The sequence below is a fragment of the Erwinia sp. PME.40.26/001 genome (assembly GCF_055556675.1).
The window spans coordinates 274,126-295,453 of record NZ_JBVHNP010000002.1 but is presented as its reverse complement, the minus strand read 5'-3'; the positions used below and the strand labels follow the sequence as shown (position 1 = coordinate 295,453).

Here is a 21,328-nt window from a genome sequence, read left to right as displayed (position 1 = left end):
TGCAACTGAACAACTTTTAACCAAAACAGGGTAACCCGCCGACGGCGTTCACAGGCTGCGGGCCATATCACATTTATGCAACATTAAAGCAACAAATTAATGCCCTGCCGACCTGACGGCATCATGCAGGTTCACCCGCTGCCAGAAGCTCTGGTCGGCGTTACCGGAGAGGGGATAGCCCCCCGCCAGCGCCGTGTTTATCATCCGCTGCCGCCGCCCGGCGGCGCTCATACCCGGTAAGGCCGCTTCCAGCAGCACTTCGGCCCCCTGCGGCACCACCACCGGCGTGGCCTCCCCCTGCTGAGCGGGCAGATTATAGGTCATGGTAAAGCGGTAAAATGCCTGCATCGGTTTTGCCGCATAGGGATCATCCTTCGCCGGCACCTGCGCGCAGGCTTTCAGCGACATACCGCACTCTTTTTCCAGCGCACTGCGCAGCTGCTGCTTCGCGTCGTCAAACAGCCGCCGGTAAGCCGGATCGTTCAGATAGTGCGCCACATTGCGCTGTGCCACCATGCGCGATCCCATCACATCCAGCGGGTAGTGAACGCCGAGTACGAGGCGTGAATAGCCGTAGCGTGCGCCCCGGTCAATCAGCGGGACAAAGCGTTCCGGCACCATCTGCGCCATCAGCAGCGCATCGGTGTAGCCGGTACTGGTGTGTCCGCTGGGGAAGGACCCCCCGTCCGCCGTATAGGGCTGGTTGTCGTTGACCACCACGTTATCCGCTACCCGATGAATGGTGTTAGCCGGGACCAGGAAGGGCCTCGGGTTGTCAAAATGCTTTTTGGCTTCGCCGGTGCTGACTTCACTGGCCTTGATCAGCGCAGCCGCTTTACCCAGTTCGCCTTTGTTATACGCGCGGATAAACGCCTGGCCGAGGCGTGGGCCGAGCGCATCCGCAAGAAAGTAGAGATAGTTTTGCCCTTCAGCGTCAATCAGCGCCTGCCGGCGCAGCGTGGCGGTGGCGTTAAGGTTGATGTTCTCCACCGTCTCCAGATTCTGCTTCAGCGTGCTTTCCGGCTGCGTACTGAATGCGCCAAGCAGCGCAATGCCCGCCTGCTGGTTGGCTTTTTTAGCGAAATCGTAGCCACTGGCTTTCAGCCACGCGCTATCCGCCAGCGGTTTACCCTGCTTCGCCTCATCAAGCTGGCTGCGCGCGATGCGGTCGTGTTTGCCCCGGATAGCCTCCACCAGCGCACGCTGCACGCGCTGCTGCAGTGCCTGATAGTCGGCACTGTCGCTGGCCAGGGTAACGCTGTCAGCCAGCGCCGCAGCGTCGGACAGCGGCAGCGGGGGTTTCGCCTGGGTAAGCGGGCTGACCAGCAGTGCTGCCGTCAGTAACGTAAAACGAAAGCGCATCATCCGTCCTTATCTTTTTTAAGTCTTCACCCTGCCGACAGCCACGCTACTGCATCCTGATGACGCTTTTATGGCAAAACCGGTTCTGAAACAGCTTACCCCTGCCACGGCAGCACGCCGCGATGGCGTCGGGCCAGCCAGGACGCCACCAGCATCAGGGCGACCACCAGCAGGATCATCAGGCAGCCAACTGCCGCCGCCAGCGTTGAGGAACCGCCCTCATCGAGGAAAACAATGGTCGGGCCGAGTGTCTGCGTCGCCGACGTCACCAGCAGGACCGACACCTGGATCTCATTCAGCGCAGTAAGGAATACCAGGATCGCTCCGGCAATGGCTGAGGGGGCAACCAGCGGCAGTACAATATCGCGCATGCGACGCAGAAATCCCGCCCCCGCCAGCTGGGCCGCCTCGTCCAGCGAACGCTCAATGCGGGCAAACCCGGCCAGTGTTGGCCGCAGTACCAGCGCAAGGAAATTAGACAGGTAGGCCGCAAGAATAATCCACACTGTGCCGTACAGGCTGACGTTCACCAGCGGCAGCGGCTTCAGGAAGAACAACAGCGCGGCGATACCCGTCACTACGCCGGGTAAGGCAAAAGCCAGTTCGCTGGAGAGATGCAACACGCGCACCAGCCGGCTACGCCGCCAGCTGAGGAAACAGGCCATAAACAGCGCCATCACGGTCAGGATCATCACCGCCAGCAGCGTTAACCCTAAGCTGGTGAAAAAAGCGTGGCGTATCGCCGGGTAGTCAAACAGGGCATTGCGGTAGTTAAGCAGTGTCAGCGACTGCGCGTTCAGCGGCTGGCCAAACCCCTGGGTCAGCGAGGTGGCCAGCAGTGCCGACAGCGGCAGCAGCAGGATCAGCACCATCAGCAGCCAGCTGGCGCACTCCACGGGCAGACGCCAGCGGCCGAGAGACTGGGTGAACGGCTGGGTGCTGCCGTTGACGCGCACGTCGCGCCGCCCGCCAGACAGGCTACTGAACAGCATGCCGCCCAGGGTGATCGCCGCCAGCAGCAGCGACAGCATCGCCATATCCGGCAGCGCGCCAGGGCCGGTGGTGTTGAGCTGCTGATAAACCAGAGTGATCAGCGTCGGCACGCGTCCCGGTATGCCCAGCATTGCCTGAATACCAAAATTGCCGGCGGCAGCCACAAACGACAGCGCCGCCCCGGCACAAATAGCCGGCCACGCCAGCGGCAGCACCACGGTCAGCAGCACGCGCAGCGGAGAGGCACCGGTGATCCGCGCCGCCTCGACCAGTTCGGCGGGCAGGCGCTGCAGTCCGGCACGCACCGCCAGGAACACCAGCGGCGCATTATGCAGGCCGAGGAGGAGAATTATACCGCCCAGCGAATAGAGCGGCGGTGGCCCCCCGCTGCCCACCGGCAGGCCCAGCGCCGCCAGTCCCTGCACCAGCAGGCTGGACGGCGACAGTGCCTGTACCCAGGCGAGTGCCGTCACCTGCGGCGGGATCATCAGCGGCAGAATAAAGGCAAAGACCCAGGCTGACTTTGCGCGCAGGTTAGTGAGCGCCACCAGCCACGCGGCCAGCGTGCCGAGCAGCAGCGCCAGCGCCGTCGAGGCCAGGGCAATTATCAGCGTATTCGCGGTGGCGCGCAGCACGCGCGGCGTCGCCAGCAGCCCGGACAGTCGCTGTAGGTCCGGCACGCCCTGCGGTGCCACCGCCGCCCAGACCAGCCGCACCAGCGGCGCGACGGACAGCAGGCCAATCATCAGCGCCAGCAGCCACAGCACCCAGCGTTCACTGCCGGGCCAGCGGCTGAACCGCTGCCGGGGGAGACAGCGCGTCAGAGAGGGCAGCACGCTCATCCGTTATCCGCCGAAGATTTCAGTGAACTGGTCGCGCACCTGTTTATCGTCGGCCACCGCCTTGTCGCTGTCCAGTGTCAGCAGCGTAATGCTGTCCAGCGGGGCAAAGCCCTCCGGGGCCGCCACGCGTTTATCGATTGGGCGGTTACCCTGCCGGGCCACCAGCTGCTGACCTTTTTCTGACAGCATAAAATCCACGAAAGCTTTCGCCGCCGCCACGTTGTGTGCATCTTTCAGGATCGCCACGGGTTCGGTAACAAACGACACCCCTTCCTGCGGATAAACCAGATCGACCGGCGATCCCTGTTTTTTCGCGCGGATCAGATCGGCATCGGTGATCACCCCGTACTTCGCCATCCCGCTGGCCACCGCTTTTAGCGCCGGACCGTTACCACCTTCTGGCGTGATGCCGTTGGCCGCCAGCTTTTTATAGAATGTCCAGCCAATGGACGGCGTGCCAATCACGGTGTGCAGATGATACAGCGCCGCTCCGGAGTAAAGCGGGCTGGGGACCGCCACCTGTCCCCGGTTCTCCGGGGCGGTCAGGGCCATCCAGCTGTTGACCGGTTTCGCTTTCTGGGTGTTATAGCCGATCACCGTGGCGATCATTTTGGTACCAAACCAGGTCTTATCCTTGTCATAAAAGTCCGGGCTGATATGACTGACCGGGGCCTGCGGATATGCCATCAGCCTGCCCTCTTTCTTCAGTGCGCCAAGATTGATGGAGTCTGCCACCAGCAGGACGTCAGCTTTCACATCGCCGCTCATCATTTCCGTGCGCAGGACGTTCATCAGCTGCGTGGTGCCGTTGCGCGTCCACTGCACCTCTATTCCCGGGTTAGCGGCTTTAAACGCATCAATGGTCTGCTGGGCAATTTCCGGTGCCTGTGAGGTATAGACCACCAGCCTGCCATCGGCGGCGGCGGCGGTCAGTGAAGAGAAGCCAGCAAGCAGAGCCAGAACAGTTATTGTGCTACGCATATCCCTGAGATCCTTAAGGTAATGAAAGAAAAAAATTAAGCAGGAATGACCCAGCCGTCGCTCACCGCCAGCTTCAGGCGGTCGCCCGTCTGCCACAGCGGTTCATCGGTCAGCATCAGGGTCAGGCGATTTTGCGGATCGGCCTCCGGGGCGATCTCCAGCTGGCGGTAGCCCCCCCGGTAGATCACCCGCTGGATGGTGCCCCAGAACCCCGGCTGTGGGTCTTCTGCCAGCCGCAGGTCGGCAGCGTGCAGGCAGATTTTCCCCACCGGCAGAACCGCCTGCTGCGGGCTGGCACGCAGTGCAATGCGCTGGCCGTACAGGGTGACCCAGGCACGGCCGTGACCATCGGGTTCAATATCGCTGACCGTGACAACGCGGCCATCGTCAATAAAGCGTGCCACCATTTCACAGGCAGGCTGGCGGTAGAGGGTCTGCGGGCTGGCAAACTGCATTACGCGCCCGGCGTGCATCACCACAATCCGGTCGGCCAGCGCCATCGCTTCGTGCTGATCGTGGGTGATATACAGCAGCGTGGCACCGGAGTGCTGGTGGAAGCGGGTGAACTCCTCTTCCATCGTTGCGCGCAGATGAACATCGAGGTTGGCCAGCGGCTCATCCAGCAGCACCAGCTGCGGGCGCGTGACCAGGCAGCGGGCCAGCGCTACGCGCTGACGCTGACCGCCGGAGAGGTCGGCGGGCTTACGCGCAGCCATTTCCGCCAGTCCCACCTGCTGCAGGGCGTCGGCCACGCGCTGCAGCCGCAGGCTGCGCGTCATTCCTTTCACCTTCAGGGCGTACTCGACGTTTTCCGACACCGACATATGCGGCCACAGGGCGTAGTTCTGGAAGACGATGCTCAGGTCGCGCTGCTCCGGCGGCAGATGCTGCCCCGGAGCGCTGTAGCAGCGCTCCCCCACGACGATGGTGCCGGCATCCGGCGTTTCGAAACCGGCGAGAGTTCGCAGCAGCGTCGTTTTACCGCAGCCTGAGGGGCCGAGAACCGCAATAAATTCGCCGTGCTCTATGCGCAACGAAACGTCGCGCAGCACCGGCTGCGTGCCAAAGGACTTACTCAGGTTGTCGATCAGAATTTCAGACATGGATACGGCGCGTCTCCGTTGGTAACAGCAACGGGTTAAAACATACTGAGCGCAGATGACAGACAGGTGACAAGGCGGGAGCCTCGCCCATTGTTGCCCCCCGGGATGCGGACGAACCGGAACAGCAGGTCCGCCCCGGAGATAAAACAGGCGGCGGGATCGCAGGGGCCGATCTTCTTTTTTGACCGGCCCGCAAAAATTATCCGACGATCGGCGTCTTGGTTTTATTCAGCGCGTTCATAAAGGCATCGTCCAGATGCAGGTGCTGCTTCACCAGCGCCGGAGGGGTCAACGCCAGCCACTGGTTAAGCGACAGGTCTGCATAGTAATCGCTTTTAAACAGCTCTAAAAACCGCAGCGGCTTATCGCCGGTGTTTTCAATGTAATGGCCCATGGCAAAGGGAACATAGCCCACATCCCCCGCGCGAAAATCAAAGGTCCGCGCCTCGCCCGATGAGGCGAAGACCCCCATGCGCCCCTGCCCTTCCAGATAATACTGCCACTCGTCATTATTGGGATGCCAGTGCAGTTCGCGCATCGCCCCCGGCTGCAGTTCTACCAGCGCAGCGGCCACGGTTTTGGAGATTTTAAAATTGGAGGAGTCGGTAATGCGCACCGTACCGCCTTTCAGCGTAATGGGCTTTTGCGCCATCATGCGGTGGCTGAACTGCAGCGTAGAGCGTTTAGCGCCAGCGATCGCATCGGCACTGAGCGCACCCGGCACCTGACCGGCGAAGATATACTCATCGGACGGTGACGGCAGCGAGCTGAAGGTGCTGGCGGGTACGCCAAAGTTTTTCGCCAGAACATCCGGCGGGATATGTTTAAACCAGTCGCTGAGTAAGAAGGTGCTGTCTTCATCGAAGTTGCCGTCGTCAAAGGCCAGCAGGAACTCGCAGCCGTCGGGCCCCAGCCCCTGAATGGAGTGCGGCATGCCTGACGGGAAATACCACAGGTCGCCCACGCCGACGTCATCCACAAACCAGCCGCCGTCGGTGTCCAGGGCGGTAATGCGGGCCTTGCCGTAAAGCATATAGGCCCACTCCCCCTCCTTGTGCCAGTGCAGCTCCCGGATACCGCCGCTGTTCAGGCGCATATCCACCCCGGCAATAGTGGTGGAGATGCCCAGCTCACGCTGCGTCACCTGGCGGGTCCAGCCGCCGCTGCCCTTACGCACGTGCGCGTCGCTGAAGGAGAAACGCAAGTTAGGTAACGTGCCGCTGTCGGTCGACGGCGGGTTCACAATATCCGGGTTTTCCGCTTCACGGATTGGGTCGTGCGGGCCGGGGTCAGTGCCGCCCATTGTCCCGTTAAAGGGCCGTGCAGCGGGCTGTTCATGCGCGTGGACCTTACCGGCAGCCAGCGCCACGGTGCCGCCAGCGGCAAAAGCCATAAAACTGCGACGTGAAAGAGGATTCATCCCGTGATTTCCTTATGTCAGACAAATATGTACATCACTTACGGCACACCGAACGATGCCGATAATCGATAAGCCTATGCGATGTTTTTTTGCCCTTCCAGTGGAATATCTGGCGGAACAAACGGGAAATGTAAGCAGAAATCCATCAGCGATTTTAATCACATGATGGTTAATTAATCCTCTAACACAGACATTTAATCAGGAAATTCACGTCCGTTGACGGTCTGTTTCTATCATCACGACTGAAAGGCACAAAACAGCGGTAAGATATTAATATTATTTATCGACTTCATTACGTGCGGAGACATACCTCGTTACAGCCGATAACGCATGATTGCTTTATACGGTGCGTTCCGTTACCGCCTAGAATAAGGTTATCCACTTCTCCACTCTGCCATCTGAATAAAGGCTGTTATGAACATCGATTCGGATATTACTTTTCGTAAACTGGAAATTTTCATCGCCTTTATGAACCTGGGCAATCTGGCGCGTACCGCCGACGCCCTGCGGATCAGCAGCGTCAGCGTACACCGGGCCTTACACAGCCTGGAAGAGAGCGTACGCTGCCCGCTGTTTATTCATAAAGGCCGTAATCTGGTGCCGCTGCCTGCGGCGCATACCCTGTGGGAATACAGTCAGGAAGCGCTGGACATGATGTCGCGCGGGGTGGAGGAGACGCGAAAAACAGCTGGCGTAGGCCAGGGAAGAATACGCATTGGTACCCTCTATTCACTGACGCTGGAAACTATCCCGCAGTTGATTATGGGGATGAAATTACGCCGCCCGGACCTGGAGATGGAGCTGACCATGGGCTCAAACCAGATGCTGACCGCACGGCTGGAGGAGGGATCGCTGGATGCCATTCTGATTGCAGTGGCCCCCGACGATCTTGACCACGCCCGCTTTGAAAGCCTGCCGCTGTTTGACGATGACATTTTCCTTGCGGCCCCGGCGGCCTCGGGGCTGGACACCCGTTTCCCCGCCGACCTGCGTGACTTTCGTCAGGAAAAATTTGTCTCGCTGGCGGAAGGGTTTGCCACCTGGCAGGGCTTCCAGGAGGCCTTTAATATCGCCGGCTATGAGCCGAATATTGTCACCCGGGTTAACGATATTTTCTCCATGCTGAGTCTGGTCCAGGCGGGTGTCGGCTATACGCTGCTGCCGGGCAGGATGAAGCGCGTGTATGAAAACTCAGTTCAGCTGCTCAGGCTGGCGCAGCCTTATCAGATGCGCCAGAACATCGCCATTGTCTTTGAGCGCAACCGCGAACACGATCCTAATCTGCTGGCGCTGGTCGCTGAGGGCCGCATGTACAGCCGCCAGCGCCTGCTGACTACGACGCCGCCCTGAGGCGTTCTGCCAGGCGACGCACCAGCAGCTCGCCGCTCTGTTCCAGCGACACCGCCTCCCCCGCACTGCCACAAAATGCCACGCGCGTCAGACCGGTCAGCGTGGCACCGGGCGGCATCTCAATCGCCAGCCGGACCTCGCGTTCGTTGGCCGCCACCATGGCCTCATGCCAGCGCACGGTTCGCGCCATATTGTGCGCCAGATCGTCGGCTATCTGCTCTGGCTGCCACAGCGCGCGGGCGGTGCTGCCGCTCAGGTACGCACACGAAGGGCGCGTCAGGGTCACCGAACGGAAGGCGTCGGCCAGTCTCGCGGCCGGTTCCGCCAGCAGCGCACAGTGTGAGGGTACGCTGACCGCCAGCCGGTGAATTTTCTGTGCCCCGGCGGCGCGGGCGCGGGAGGCCACGGCGCTCATCGCCGCCTCACTGCCGGCAATCACCATCTGTAGCGGCGAATTGATATTGGCCAGCCAGCACTCACTGCCCAGTAGCGGCACAAGCTGCGCCTCTCTCAGACCGACAATCGCCGTCAGGCCATAGCCTTCGGGGTAGGCCTCCTCCATCAGCGTGCCGCGCAGGGCCACCAGACGGACGGCATCGCTGAAGGACAGTGCGCCGGCAATCACGGCCGCCGGAAACGCGCCAATCGACAGGCCGCAGGTCATATCCGCTTCAATGCCCTGCCGACGCAGTTCACGCGCGTGTGCCACCCCGGCAATCAGCAGGCAGAGCTGGACGGCGCGGGTGTGTTGCAGAGCAGCCGCGCCGTCCAGCAGACGCGCATCCTGCTGCAGGATCTCACTGGCCTCGTCCAGCAGCATCGCGCCGCCGGGGAGGTGTTGCAGCATGCCAGGACGCTGCGCGCCCTGGCCGGGAAAAGAGAAGAGAATTTTCATGATGTTGCACTCCACGGCCGGGGGGTCATACGTGGCCCTGCGTTGGTTTTCAGCAGCACCTGTCCATCGCGCAGCCATTCATTTAAGGCAAAAGCGCCCCAGGGGGTTTCGACCTGCGTATCGGCACGGCACGGCAGCTGGCTGACAAACGCCTGCCAGCGCCGCAGCGCCTGCTCCGCCAGCGGCTCAGGGCTGCGGATCACCAGGTCGAGATCGCTGCTGTCATGCAGCACCGGGACCTCTGTGGCCAGGGCGTAACCCACGCTGCCGGTGATCCCCCATCGCCACTCCCAGCGCTGCTGTGCCAGTTGGATCGCCGCCTGCACCGGCTGCTGGGAAACAAAGGGCGAGGCCAGCAAACGCTCCGTTACGCTCAGCGCCTCCGGCGACAGCGTGCGCACGATACGCTCTGCGGCCACCCAGCCTGCGGCACGCCGATCGCGTCGCAGGCCTCGCACCCCCACCGGAATGCGCCCATGCCGATCCTGGTCGCGACGCACCACCAGCGGCAGGTCGCAGCGCCACTGGCTGGCGACCCACTCAGGCAGATCGCCCTCAAGGGCGTCAGCCGTCTGAACCCAGATCAAATCATGTGGCGCAATGGTCATATTACATCCCGGCGGTAAGGGTGATAAACAGCGGTAACGTGATGATACACAACAGTGAACTGATCAGCAGCGTCGCCTCGGCATCCGGTGACTGTACGCCAAAACGGTTGCCAAATACCACGCCGAAGAACCCGGCCGACAGCGCCACCATCAGGATCGCGGTGATCGCTACCTGACCGCTAATGCCGAAGGCGATCACCAGTCCCCAGGCGATAAACGGCTGGATCAACATGGTGGTGAGGCTGGACAACACCACCACGCCGTTGATTTTCAACTGGCGGGCCGACAGGATCACCCCGGTCAGGAACAGCGCACCAGCGGTGGCAGCTAATCCTAACGGTTTAATGGCCGACAGCAGCATGCCCGGCATCGAAACACCCAGCCCGGAAAGCACCACACCCAGCAGCGGCCCCCAGACAATCGGTTTGGTCACCGAACGCCACATCAGCACCGGCAGCATGCCGATCCCGGCGTTCGCCCCCTTCCCTGCCGCACGTGCTTTTTCTCTTTCCAGCGTCAGCAGACAGAAGGGCGTCATCAGCACCGAACCACAGGCAATCGAGACGGCAACCGACAGTGAGGTCGAGGCCCCCTCTCCCAGTACGCTGCCGAGGATCGGCAGGCCCAGCGCCGCATAGTTTGGCAGGGCCACGGTAAGGGTCAGCACCGCCGCATCCTGCGGAGACTTATGGAACAGCCGCGTGCTGATAAAATAGATCGCCGCATAGACAATCCACATCGCCAGCACCAGCACCAGAATCAGAGGTGACTGCTGGATAATACCGGCCCACGGCGTCTGCACGGTGGCGCTGAACAGCGCCGCCGGCAGGGCGAAATCCATCACAAAGATATTCAGTAAAGAAACGTTTTTATTGTCCACCATCCCGGCTTTACCGGCGTAAAAGCCCAGCAGCATAATGACAAAGATAGGGGCAAGAGCATTAATAATTACATAAGTCATAACATCACCTGGTAGTTGAAGTGAGCACAGGCGCGATGATTATTATTTTACAGGTGGTGATTGTCGGGTATGTCTGCCATACCCGACGACACCTGGCAGGTTGTCTTATGGCTCTTTACTCTTCACGTGGGCACTACCAGAGGCTGCGCATCCGCTCCCTGACGGCTTTTGAACTGCGGCGGTTTTCCGCCTGCAGGCGGCACGCCAGGCCAGGATCGCGCCGGGCGGCCGCGAGAGCGTCAGTCAGCGCCTGCTGAACCTGCGCCACGTCGTCAGCGTCCGGCGCATCCGGCTGGCGAATGTCCAGCAGCGACTCCAGCAGTCCGAGGGTGTGGTAGTTTTTGATGTCATAGGCCATTGGCGGAATGGTCTGCGCCAGTTTTTCCAGCGCCTCAACGCTGCGCAGCGTAATACGCGCCGCCGCCTCTTTACCCATGGCATGGATCAGCACGCCGCTGTCGTTGAAGGCGATCAGCCGGTTGGCCTGGTAGCCGTGGGCGAGGAAAGCCCCGGACATCGCCTTACCGACGATCAGCCCAATCACGACGTGCCCGGCCAGGCGAGCCTCGGCGTAGGCACCCGCCGCCGCCGCCAGCGCCTGATGAATGCCAAAGGCTTCTTCACGGCGTCCGTACGCCTGGCTCGGTACGTCAATCACCGCGACGATCGGCCGCTTATGCCCGCTGGCCGCATCCTGTTCCACCGTTTCGTTGATGACTTTTGCCAGCGTCCAGCCTTCCAGCAGCCCGACTTCGCCCCGTGCGGCGCGGGGATAATGGTTGGCGGCATCGGGCACCACGGCAATAAAGCGGGCGGCCTCGCCGTTCAGCTCACCGTCAGCCACCTGTACTGACGGGCATAATCCCGCCAGGCGGGTCGCCCCGGCAGTCAGCTGCTGAAGCCAGATTTCACCCCGTCCTGTTGGCTGTTTCATTTGCGATCCTCCTCACTGAATAACGCTGTGATCTGTTGTGCATCGGCCTGCTGGCGGGTATCAAACTGCGCCAGGCGCGGCAGGTAGTGCTGATAGCGGCGCGAACGCGGTGCCGCCGGAACGCCTTTCGCCAGCGCAGCGCGCATCGCCTGTTTAATCGCCTGCTGACCATCGGCAACAATGGCATCTACCAGGCCGCTGCGGGCGCGCACTTCGCCGCCGGTCATGCTCCAGATAAACGGCCTGTCGCGGGAGTCGTACTCATCAATGCCTGCCTCCTGTTCAATGACCTGTGGACCATTCAGGCCCAGCCGGGCTTCCCGGGTGACAATCAGGTAGCTGCACAGCCCGGCGGCAATCGACATGCCGCCGAAGCAGCCTACCGTACCGGCAATAATGCCAACGACCGGGGTGTAACGACGCAGGTCAACGATGGCAGCATGAATATCGGCAATCGCCGCCAGGCCCAGATTGGCCTCCTGCAGGCGCACGCCCCCCGTTTCCAGGCACAACACGGCGCGGGTGGGGATGCCGTTGCGGTTGTCTTCGGCTGCCAGCTCCAGCGCAGCGGCCATCTTCGCCCCGGAGACTTCGCCCATGCTGCCGCCCTGGAAGCCGCCTTCGATGGCTATCACCACGGCGGGCTGGCCGTCAATGGTGCCTTTTGCCACCACCATGCCGTCGTCAGACTGCGGCACAATACCCTGCGCCCCCAGCCACGGCGACATCATGCCGTCAAACGGATCGAGCAGTTCGCGGAAGCTGCCGTCATCCAGCAGCAGGCGGGCGCGCTCACGCGCTTTGAGTTCAATAAAGCTGCTGTCGTTACGCATCGGCTGCCTCCTCAAACACCTGTTCAATGCGGATGCGTGCCACGCCCGGAGTGGCACCAAAATCATGAATGGTCATCTGGCCGGACGGTAACGCCCCGAAGCTGCTCAGGCGCTCAAATAACGCCTGCCAGCGCGGGCTGCTGTTATCCACGGAGGTGGTGATCGCCACGCGCAGTAGGTCTTTGTCATCAGCGACGTAGAGCACTTCCATGTCGCCGGATCCGACCACACCCGCCAGCGCTTTGCCGCTGAGGTGGCGTGTAGCCGGAAAAGAAAAGGTTATCTGTTGCATAAGATCCTCGTAAAATTTGTTTCATGTGCGGGCAGACCGTCAACAGGATCTGCCCGACAAAGCACCGGGTTACCCCACACAGACACGATCCAGAAACAGCGCTGCAGACAGCAGGTCAGCCGCACCGCCCGGTGAGGCGTTCAGTGCCAGCATCTGCGCATCAAGCTGCAGGAGAGCCTGATAGCCGGCAGGCTGTTGCACGCCCCCCGCGGCCAGCACCGCACGGGCCCCCTGCTGCATCGTTACCAGACCGGCCATTCCGGCCCGCGACAGTACGCAGGTATCACTCAGAGAGGTCATGATGGCCATCAGCGCATCCAGCCGGGCGGCGTCCACACCGGCCCCCTGCTGGCGGCTTTGCCACAGCTGCGGCAGCGCCAGTCTGACCACATGAGGGAACCCCTCCCGGGCCTCTTCACGGGCCCCCGGCAGGCGGTAGCGTGAACTGGCACGCAGGCCGTTGCTGAACAGTTTCGGCGCGGCCTCGTCCGGCAGCTGTGCCAGGCGGGCTGCCGTACTGATCACCTGCGTCAGACTGCCGGTGCCGCCACACATTGACACGGCGGAAACCAGCAGTCCCAGCGCCCAGATCGCTCCGCGATGGGTATTGACCCCACCGGTCTCCCGCATCATGACGGCTTCCCCGTCGCGCCCCAACCGGCCTGCCGTCTGGCGCAGGGCGATATCCGCCGGACGTCGCCAGCTTTGCAGCGCCATCTCACGAAACATCGGCGTCAGGCTGTGAGCAGAACGCTCCATCAGCGCCAGCGTCAGGTCGTGATGCGACCCGCTACCGCGGCGGTCGACCAGCCCCGGCTTTGGCGTCAGGTTCGCTTCCATCAGCAGACAACGGGTGGCCAGAGAGGCCAGACGCTGCGCGTGACGTTCAGCAGGAGAGGCGGCGATCTGCCGCTGCAGGCTCATTACCAGCTCCTGAATTTAGCCGGTGGCTGATATAACCCGCCGGACCATTCGACCAGGTCTGCGACGCTGCCGGCGGCCAGCAGAGAGCGACGGGCATCGGTCCGGCGAATATCCAGGTCTTCCGGGAAGGCGACTTTGCCTTCACGGCGCAGCTGCGTGACGCGCTTCGCATCGACACCCAATCCGATATCGGTGATACCGGCCACGGCGGCGACCATGGCACGTCGTTCTTCCAGCGACTTCGCCCGATAGAGGTAGGCGATCCCCTCTTCGGTCAGGACGTGGGTCACATCGTCACCGTAGATCATCACCGGAGCCAGCGGCATACCGGACGCTTTCGCCACGTCGACCGCTTCCAGCTTCTCGACGAAGGTCGGTTTTGATCCGGCCTGGAAGGTTTCCACCATCTGCACCACCAGCTTGCGGCCACGTGCCATCGGATCGGGCTCATTGATCATCGCCAGCCAGGCGGGCGTCGCATGGCGGCGGCCGTGCGGGTCATGGCCCATATTCGGCGCACCGCCAAAGCCCGACAGACGGCCACGGGTGACCGTAGAGGAGTTGGCGTCACCGTCGACCTGTAAGGTCGAACCGATAAACATATCAGCGGCGTACTGTCCGGCCATCTGACAGAAGGCACGGTTCGAGCGCATGGAGCCGTCGGCACCGGTGAAGAACACGTCCGGACGGGCAGCAACGTATTTTTCCATGCCCAGCTCACCGCCGAAGCAGTGCACACTTTCTACCCAGCCGCTTTCAATCGCCGGGATCAGGGTCGGATGCGGGTTCAGCGTCCAGTGGCGACAGATTTTGCCTTTCAGACCCAGCTGTTCGCCGTAAGTGGGCAGCAGCAGCTCAATGGCCGCAGTGTTAAAACCAATCCCGTGGTTCAGCGACTGCACCTGGTGCTCAGCGTAAATACCTTTGATCGCCAGCATCGCCATCAGCACGTGTTCCTGCTTGATCAGGCGCGGATCGCGGGTAAACAGCGGCTCGATAAAGAACGGCCTGTCGGCCACGACGACAAAGTCGATCCAGGATCCCGGGATATCCACGCGCGGCAGATCGCACTCGTCGTCGACCAGTTCATTGACCTGAGCGATAACAATGCCGTCATGGAACGCGGCGGCTTCCACCAGAGCGGGGGTGTCTTCGGTGCTGGGACCGGTGTAGAGGTTACCTTTGCGGTCGGCTTTGAAACCGGCGACCAGCGCTACGTTCGGGATCAGATCAACGTACAGCCGCGAGTAAAGTTCGATGTAGGTGTGAATGGCCCCGATTTCCAGCTGTCCGTCTTCCAGCAGCTGCGAGATACGCAGGCTCTGGGTGCCGGAGAAGGAGAAATCAAGCTTGCGGGCGATGCCCTTTTCGAAGATATCCAGGTGTTCGCTGCGGCCGACGCTCGGCATGATCATATGCAGATCGTGCAGCTTTTTCGGATCCGCCTGCGCCAGCGATCGGGAAAGGAAATCCGCCTGCTTTTGGTTATTCCCTTCCATAACCACGCGATCGCCGGGCACGATCAGTTTTTCCAGCATGGCAACCAGATCGCCCGTAGGCAGGATTTTATTGTTCAGACCCAGGCTGGCAATACGGCGCTGTTTTTCACGGCGGCGCGTATCCCAGACACGGGGGGACGGGTGGGAAATCATGATAAAACCTCCTGTAAGTGCATCCTGTCAGGGATGCTTCAGTCTGATGACGAGTCTGCACCCAAACAAGGCGTTCAAACAATTACGTCCGGCGTATCAAACATTACACATGGAGTAACAGTTGATAAAAAAGATAATTTTATCAATGTATTAGAGAATTCATTTTCAGGGCGAGGTCACAATTTTTTCGTGCTGACCGGGCAGGGAAATAAAAGAACCCGTCATGGCGGGTTCTTTTTCAGGTGGCGGGCGGGGTCAGCCGGCCACCCTCTCCTCAGGGTGATGGATGGCGATGTAGCGCTGGAAGCGGCTCTCTTTTAGCCGGGTGAGATCCACCAGCACCAGCCCGTCGATACAGTGATTGAAGTCGGGGTCGCTGCCGAAGTCAATAAACTGCACCCCGCCGGCCTCACAGAGTTCAGAATACTGTTTGTAAAGCGGGGGGATCCCGGTGCCCATATTGCTTAACAGGCGCTTGAGGCGCTTGAGATCCTCACTGTAGTTATCGCCGCTAAACTGCGCCAGAACGTCCGGCAGCGAGGCCGGATAAGGGCGGCGGGAGGTGGCCAGCGGCAGCGTCGGGGCAAAGTAGAGCCGGTAGAAGGCCACCAGCAGGTCGCGCGCCGCCAGCGGCAGGCCGCCCGAGATAGAGACCGGACCAAACAGATAGCGGTACTGGGGGTATTTCGCCAGATAAGCCCCGATCCCCATCCACAGGTAATCCAGACCACGCTTGCCCCAGTAGGCGGGCTGAATAAAGCTGCGGCCCAGCTCAATACCCTGCATCAGCACCGGGTTCATCTGGTGATCGTAATGGAACAGGCTGTGGCTGTAGATGCCCTCAAAGCCTTTGCGTTCAAACTGTTCGGCGGTGGGGATAAAGCGATAGGCCCCAACGATATCCAGTGCCTCTTCATCCCATAAAATCAGGTGATAGTAGTCGTCGTCGTAATCATCCAGATCGCGTCGCGTGCCGCTGCCCTCACCCACCGCCCGGAAGGCGATTTCGCGCAGTCGGCCCAGTTCCCGCAGTATGGGCACATAGTCCTCTCCCTGACGGCGGTACAGGTAGATCATTTTGCCATCCGGCAGCTGACCGAGCACTTCACAGCCCGCCAGCGCCCGTTTCAGCACGGCACGATCTTCAGCACGTGCGATGGCCGCCTCAGTCTGAAACAGCGCTGATTTGCCCTGGCCGATGCGGTACAGGTGGCGGCGAAAACGCGCGGCCAGCTCCTTCGCCGGAGTGCGGCCATCGTGCCAGCTGGCATAGGGGATGCGTTTACCGATTTTGAGCTTCAGCCGCGCGCCGCGGTTGCCGAACATTTCCCGTACCAGCAGCAGCATCGACAGTGGCTGGTAAATTTTCGAGGTGAGATAGAACAGCGCGCTGTTGCGTCCGCTGATATGAATGGGGACAACCGGTGCCCGGAAGCGGGCGGCCAGGCGCAGGAAGCCGTGGCTCCATTTACCATCTTTGATGCCTTTGCTGCCAAAGCGGGAAACCTCCCCCGCCGGGAAGAAGATCAGCACCCCCTGGTTTTCCAGCTGCTCCTGCATCTGTCCCACCTGATGGCGGCTGGTACGGTTACCCATGTTGTCCACCAGCACCATCAGGCTGCTCAGGGACTCAAGGCAGTGCAGCAGGCGGTTGGTCACAATTTTGACGTCGCGCCGCACCTGTGACACCGCGTGTAGCAGCGCCAGACCATCCAGGGTTCCCAGCGGATGGTTGGCAACAATCACCACCGGGCCCCTGCTGGGGATCTGCTCCAGGTCGCGTTCACTGAGTTCGCAGCTGACGTCCATGTATTCCAGCACCTGCTCCACCATATCCAGCCCTTTCAGGTGACGGTTGCGCTGGTTGAACTGCTGGAACTCTTTTTCATGAAGCAGGCGGCGCAGCACGCTTTTCTGCCAGGAGGGGGTGTCATGACCGGGACTCAGGTCGTCCAGTACGCGTTCGATAGTAAACACAGGTTAGCCTCCGGGTGTTTTAACGGCACACTAACCAGCCCGGATGACGATAGCGTGTCAGGAAAATGACAGGAGAAAGATGCGCTGATTTGGCGGGAAGCGGACTGACCGCAAAACGCGGTCAGCCCTGAAAGAACAGGGAGGGGCTACAGGTTACTCGTCGAGCTCCAGCGGCGGAAGCTGTGAAAAAACGCTCAGCAAACCGCTGCTCCAGAGCTGGCGGATCTGGGAAAAATAGGGGTGTTTTTCCGTAATGTGGTACTGCTGCATACTGCTGTAGCTGTCGGCCGGATAGACCATCACGTCCAGCGGCAGCCCGACCGAAATATTACTGGCCAGTGTAGAATCCATGGAGATCAGCGCGCACTGCATCGCCTGGTCGAGCGGCGTGTCATAGCGCAGCACGCGGTCGATAATCGGTTTGCCGTACTTGCTTTCTCCTATCTGAAAATAGGGCGTATCGGTGCTGGCCTCAATAAAGTTGCCCTGCGGGTAGATCTGAAACAGCCTGGGCTCTTCGCCCCTGATTTGCCCGCCCAGCATCAGCGTGCCGCCAAACTCTTCACCGTCGCGTTTGATCACCGAACGCAGCGTCTCGCCAACCAGCAGCGCCACATCGTACATATTGGTGGCGTTCATCAGGCTGGGCTGCTTTCCGTCCTCGCAGCTGCGCCGCAGCAGGCTTAATGCGCTCTGGGTGGTCGCCAGATTACCGGCGCTTTGCAGTACCAGGGTCCGTTCGCCGTCCTGCTGAAAAACATGGAGCTTACGAAACGAGGAAATATGATCCACGCCCGCATTGGTTCGGGAATCGGAAACGAAAATCATCCCTGACGATAAGCGCATAGCTACACAATAGGTCATAGTGAGTCCGGTAAAAGATTACTGCTGCGAAAACACCAGTTGCACCGCAGCCACTGCCTGCATATTTTCGCTGCCGCCGCCCAGGCGCATGCCACGCACCGGGCAGGCATCCAGATAGTCCACGCCCACCGCCAGCTTCAGATGCTGACGCGTGCTGCGGGTATTGTTGGTGATATCGAAACTGTGCCAGCTGCCGTCCACCCAGGCTTCCACCCAGGCGTGCGTCGCCACATGTTCCACGTGATCAGTATACAGATAGCCGCTCACATAACGAGCGGGGATATGCAGGCTGCGACAGCAGGCGAGAAAGACGTGGCTGTGATCCTGACATACCCCGCTACCCGCCGCGAAAACTTTTGCCGCAGGATCGGTGACCAGCGTACTGCCCGGCTGATAGGGCATTTTCAACAGCAGCTCCCCCATCAGGCGCTCCAGACTGACCAGCGGGGACTCTTCACGGTAATAGCGGCGGGCGAAGTGAACGATCTCCGCGTCGGGCTGGGTCAGCGGGCTGTGGCGCAGGAACACCAGCGGCGACAGCGTACAGTCAGGGTCCGGTGCGCTGTCCCCCTCGTCCAGAATGTCGACCACACCACGCGCTTCAATCTCAATTTCCTGATGCGGGCGGTCGAGGGTCAGGACGTGCAGCACGTTGCCCCAGGTATCGGTGGTGCAGATCGCCTCTTCCGGCAGCAGCAGATCCCAGGAAATAATCTGCTGATGCACCGAATTCTGCGGCGTCAGCCGCAGGTACTGTGTGCTCTGCCGCACCATGCTCTGATAGCTGAAACAGGTTTTATGCGCAATGGTCAGCTTCATTATTTCGCCTCCAGATAGGTGTGATGAATGCTCTCGGCAATCCTGCCCAGCTCGCTGAGAAAAGCCTGCAGCCAGACATGCAGCCCGTCGCTCATCAGAGATTCCCAGCTGCTGTAACGCAGCTGGGCATGGAGAACGGTCAGCAGATAGCGCGGGCGATCTTCACCGCTGTTGCCGATCAGGTTGAGCTGATTGGCAATTTCATCCAGGCAGGATCGCAGCGATCGCGGGCTCTCCTCGCGCAGGATCAGCATTTCGTTTACGCCGTCGGCCGCCAGCTGCTGCTTGTAGATAGTGTGGTACGCCTCACGCGCTGACACCGAGCGCAGCAGCGTATCCAGCCGGTAATATTCACGTACCGTGTCGTCATCTTCATCACTGAGATACTGATACACATCCAGCAGACGCGCCGTGCAGTCCGCACGCTCCAGCAGCGTGCCGAGGCGGATAAAGCTCATCGCATCGCCGCGCATCAGGGTGCCAAACATCGCGCCGCGAAACAGGTGTGAACGCTCTTTGACCCAGTCGAAAAACGCATCCGCCCCGCCGCTGCTGACACCGTTATGTCGCAGTTTACGCAGCTCGATCCAGCTGGAATTAATGCTCTCCCACACCTCGGACGACAGGCTGCCGCGCACGGCATGCGCATTGTTCCAGGCCGACTGCCAGCAGTTGTAAATACTGGCGGGATTGCGCTCATCAAGCGCAAAAAAGTGGAACAGCTGCGACATGGTCAGCTGTTCGCTGACCGACCAGTAAAGCTCATCGGTACTGGTCAGATTAAGCGGCACGCGCAGCTCATTATTATGGCTGCCGCGCACCGGCATCAGTGACAGACGGTTGGTGACGTCAAGCACCCGGGCAATATTTTCCGCACGCTCTAAATAGCGCGCCATCCAGTACAGGCCACTGGCCGTGCGACTCAGCATGCGTCATCCTCCAGAACCCAGGTGTCCTTGGTACCGCCGCCCTGCGACGAGTTCACCACCAGCGATCCCTCCGTCAGCGCCACGCGGGTCAGCCCGCCGGGCACCAGGCGGATATCCGCACCGCTGAGGGCAAAGGGCCGCAGGTCAATATGGCGCGGAGCCAGGCCCGTTTCCACAAACGTCGGGCAGGTGGAAAGCGCCAGCGTATTCTGCGCAATGTAGTTTTGCGGCCGGGCGATCAGCAGCGCACGGAAATCCGCCAGCTGCTGCCTGCTGGCCACCGGTCCAATCAGCATGCCGTAGCCCCCCGCGCCGTGAACCTCTTTCACCACCAGTTTTTCAAGGTTAGCCAGCACCCAGGAGAGCTCATCCGGCCGGCGGCACTGCCAGGTGGGCACGTTGTTAAGGATCGGGTCCTCATTAAGATAGAAGCGCACCATATCGGGGACGTAGGGGTAGATCGACTTGTCATCGGCCACGCCGGTGCCGATGGCGTTGGCGAGGACCACATTTCCCGCACGATAAACGGACAGCAGTCCCGGTACGCCCAGCATCGAATCCGGCCGGAAGGCTAACGGATCGAGAAAAGCATCATCCACCCGGCGGTAGATCACGTCGATCTTGCAGGGGCCGGCAGTGGTGCGCATCAGCACCGCCCCGTCTTTGACAAACAGATCGGCGCTTTCCACCAGCTCAACGCCCATCTGCTGGGCGAGGAAGCTGTGTTCAAAGTAGGCGCTGTTAAAGCGGCCAGGGGTTAATACCACCACCACCGGATCGTTAACGGGCGAGCTTTCGCGCAGGGTCTGTAACAGCAGCGACGGGTAGCGCTCGACGGGAGCGATACGCCGATCGGCAAACAGCTCCGGGTACAGGCGCATCATCATTTTGCGGTTTTCCAGCATATAGGAGACGCCGGACGGGGTGCGCAGGTTGTCTTCCAGCACGTAATATTCGCCGTCGCTGTTGCGGACCATATCCACGCCAATAATGTGCGCGTAAAGATCGCGATGCAGGTTCAGCCCCTGCATACAGGGCTGATACTGGTCGTTGACCAGCACCTGTTCCGCCGGGATGATCCCCGCCTTCAGGATGCGCTGATCGTGATAGATGTCGTGCAGAAAGGCGTTCAGCGCCTGCACGCGCTGGCGGATGCCCTTGTCGAGCATCGCCCATTCCCCGGCGGGGATAATGCGCGGAACGCTGTCGAACGGGATCAGTCTTTCTTCCCCTCCGTCCTCGCCGTAGACGTTGAAGGTGATCCCTAAACGATGAAATAACAGCGCGGCCTCTTCGCGCTTGCGCGCAATGGCCTGCTGGTCAGCCTGCTGAAGCCACTGCCAGTATTCCCGATAATGTCCACGATAGCGCCCGTCCTTCAGCAACATCTCATCATAAAAGTGCGACGCAACCTGATAGCTTTGATTCATGATTTCCCTACCGCTGTCTGTGAACCTGCGTTAGTGCTGCACAAAGTGTGCCAGAGTCGTGAGGATCGGCCCGCCCCGCACGGGGCGAGGAACGGGCATCAGCCTGATGAAAAACAAGGTCAGGGAAAGCGAAGCGCGAAAGGGGAATGCACCATGACA

The 21,328-nt window shown here is 60.7% G+C and carries 19 protein-coding genes; 1 reads left to right on the top strand and 18 read right to left on the bottom strand.

Going from position 1 to position 21,328, the window contains the following annotated elements:
- Positions 1–96: 96 nt before the first annotated feature.
- The 5 genes from ACZ3HG_RS08870 to ACZ3HG_RS08850 all read right to left on the bottom strand — a co-directional run bounded on the left by ACZ3HG_RS08870 (position 97) and on the right by ACZ3HG_RS08850 (position 6,701).
- Positions 97–1,362 carry an acid phosphatase gene (locus ACZ3HG_RS08870; RefSeq protein ID WP_191933777.1) on the bottom strand — a complete coding sequence of 422 codons (1,266 nt, stop codon included), beginning with the start codon at positions 1,360–1,362 and terminating at the stop codon, positions 97–99.
- Between the two features lie 95 nt (positions 1,363–1,457).
- The gene (locus ACZ3HG_RS08865) at positions 1,458–3,197 is read right to left on the bottom strand and encodes an ABC transporter permease (RefSeq protein WP_465332699.1); all 1,740 of its coding nucleotides are present in this window, start codon (positions 3,195–3,197) and stop codon (positions 1,458–1,460) included.
- A 3-nt stretch (positions 3,198–3,200) separates the two neighbouring features.
- On the bottom strand, positions 3,201–4,178 hold the full coding sequence (locus ACZ3HG_RS08860) for an ABC transporter substrate-binding protein (protein WP_465332698.1): 978 nt from the start codon (positions 4,176–4,178) through the stop codon (positions 3,201–3,203).
- Positions 4,179–4,213: 35 nt separating this feature from the next.
- The gene (locus ACZ3HG_RS08855; RefSeq protein ID WP_191933774.1) at positions 4,214–5,281 is read right to left on the bottom strand and encodes an ABC transporter ATP-binding protein; all 1,068 of its coding nucleotides are present in this window, start codon (positions 5,279–5,281) and stop codon (positions 4,214–4,216) included.
- Between the two features lie 199 nt (positions 5,282–5,480).
- On the bottom strand, positions 5,481–6,701 hold the full coding sequence (locus tag ACZ3HG_RS08850; protein WP_465332697.1) for an oxalate decarboxylase family bicupin: 1,221 nt from the start codon (positions 6,699–6,701) through the stop codon (positions 5,481–5,483).
- 414 nt (positions 6,702–7,115) lie between these two features.
- On the opposite strand from ACZ3HG_RS08850, the gene ACZ3HG_RS08845 reads away from it, so the two are divergent.
- Positions 7,116–8,051: a LysR family transcriptional regulator gene (locus tag ACZ3HG_RS08845; protein WP_191933772.1), complete on the top strand. Its 936-nt coding sequence runs from the start codon at positions 7,116–7,118 to the stop codon at positions 8,049–8,051.
- On the opposite strand, the gene mdcH is transcribed toward ACZ3HG_RS08845, so the two are convergent.
- The 13 genes from mdcH to ACZ3HG_RS08780 form a co-directional block, all read right to left on the bottom strand.
- Positions 8,035–8,946 carry a malonate decarboxylase subunit epsilon gene (mdcH, locus tag ACZ3HG_RS08840; protein ID WP_191936309.1) on the bottom strand — a complete coding sequence of 304 codons (912 nt, stop codon included), beginning with the start codon at positions 8,944–8,946 and terminating at the stop codon, positions 8,035–8,037. The two genes, ACZ3HG_RS08845 and mdcH, sit on opposite strands and share 17 nt — an antisense overlap.
- Positions 8,943–9,554: a malonate decarboxylase holo-ACP synthase gene (locus ACZ3HG_RS08835; protein ID WP_191933770.1), complete on the bottom strand. Its 612-nt coding sequence runs from the start codon at positions 9,552–9,554 to the stop codon at positions 8,943–8,945. The genes mdcH and ACZ3HG_RS08835 overlap by 4 nt, the downstream gene beginning before the upstream one ends.
- A gap of 1 nt (position 9,555) precedes the next feature.
- The gene (locus tag ACZ3HG_RS08830) at positions 9,556–10,515 is read right to left on the bottom strand and encodes an AEC family transporter (RefSeq protein WP_191933769.1); all 960 of its coding nucleotides are present in this window, start codon (positions 10,513–10,515) and stop codon (positions 9,556–9,558) included.
- Positions 10,516–10,648: 133 nt separating this feature from the next.
- Positions 10,649–11,449, bottom strand: a complete 801-nt coding sequence (gene mdcE, locus ACZ3HG_RS08825) for a biotin-independent malonate decarboxylase subunit gamma (RefSeq protein ID WP_191933768.1) — start codon at positions 11,447–11,449, stop codon at positions 10,649–10,651.
- Positions 11,446–12,282, bottom strand: coding sequence for a biotin-independent malonate decarboxylase subunit beta (locus tag ACZ3HG_RS08820; RefSeq protein ID WP_191933767.1), 837 nt, complete (start codon positions 12,280–12,282; stop codon positions 11,446–11,448). Before ACZ3HG_RS08820 ends, mdcE begins: the two co-directional genes overlap by 4 nt.
- On the bottom strand, positions 12,275–12,574 hold the full coding sequence (gene mdcC, locus ACZ3HG_RS08815) for a malonate decarboxylase acyl carrier protein (RefSeq protein WP_191936310.1): 300 nt from the start codon (positions 12,572–12,574) through the stop codon (positions 12,275–12,277). The genes ACZ3HG_RS08820 and mdcC overlap by 8 nt, the downstream gene beginning before the upstream one ends.
- 69 nt (positions 12,575–12,643) lie before the next feature.
- The gene (locus ACZ3HG_RS08810; protein ID WP_191933765.1) at positions 12,644–13,498 is read right to left on the bottom strand and encodes a triphosphoribosyl-dephospho-CoA synthase; all 855 of its coding nucleotides are present in this window, start codon (positions 13,496–13,498) and stop codon (positions 12,644–12,646) included.
- Positions 13,498–15,150 carry a malonate decarboxylase subunit alpha gene (mdcA, locus tag ACZ3HG_RS08805; RefSeq protein ID WP_191933764.1) on the bottom strand — a complete coding sequence of 551 codons (1,653 nt, stop codon included), beginning with the start codon at positions 15,148–15,150 and terminating at the stop codon, positions 13,498–13,500. The genes ACZ3HG_RS08810 and mdcA overlap by 1 nt, the downstream gene beginning before the upstream one ends.
- A gap of 255 nt (positions 15,151–15,405) precedes the next feature.
- Positions 15,406–17,127 (bottom strand): bifunctional ornithine lipid synthase OlsF, encoded by a 1,722-nt coding sequence (gene olsF / locus ACZ3HG_RS08800; RefSeq protein ID WP_191933763.1) that lies wholly within the window; start codon positions 17,125–17,127, stop codon positions 15,406–15,408.
- 153 nt (positions 17,128–17,280) lie between these two features.
- The gene (locus ACZ3HG_RS08795) at positions 17,281–17,991 is read right to left on the bottom strand and encodes a proteasome-type protease (protein ID WP_191933762.1); all 711 of its coding nucleotides are present in this window, start codon (positions 17,989–17,991) and stop codon (positions 17,281–17,283) included.
- An 18-nt stretch (positions 17,992–18,009) separates the two neighbouring features.
- Complete coding sequence (locus tag ACZ3HG_RS08790; RefSeq protein WP_191933761.1) at positions 18,010–18,810, bottom strand: transglutaminase family protein; 801 nt, start codon at positions 18,808–18,810, stop codon at positions 18,010–18,012.
- A complete protein-coding gene (locus tag ACZ3HG_RS08785) occupies positions 18,810–19,739 on the bottom strand; it encodes an alpha-E domain-containing protein (protein ID WP_191933760.1) in 930 nt (309 codons plus the stop codon). Before ACZ3HG_RS08785 ends, ACZ3HG_RS08790 begins: the two co-directional genes overlap by 1 nt.
- Positions 19,733–21,169, bottom strand: a complete 1,437-nt coding sequence (locus tag ACZ3HG_RS08780; RefSeq protein ID WP_191933759.1) for a circularly permuted type 2 ATP-grasp protein — start codon at positions 21,167–21,169, stop codon at positions 19,733–19,735. The genes ACZ3HG_RS08785 and ACZ3HG_RS08780 overlap by 7 nt, the downstream gene beginning before the upstream one ends.
- Between the last annotated feature and the right edge of the window lie 159 nt (positions 21,170–21,328).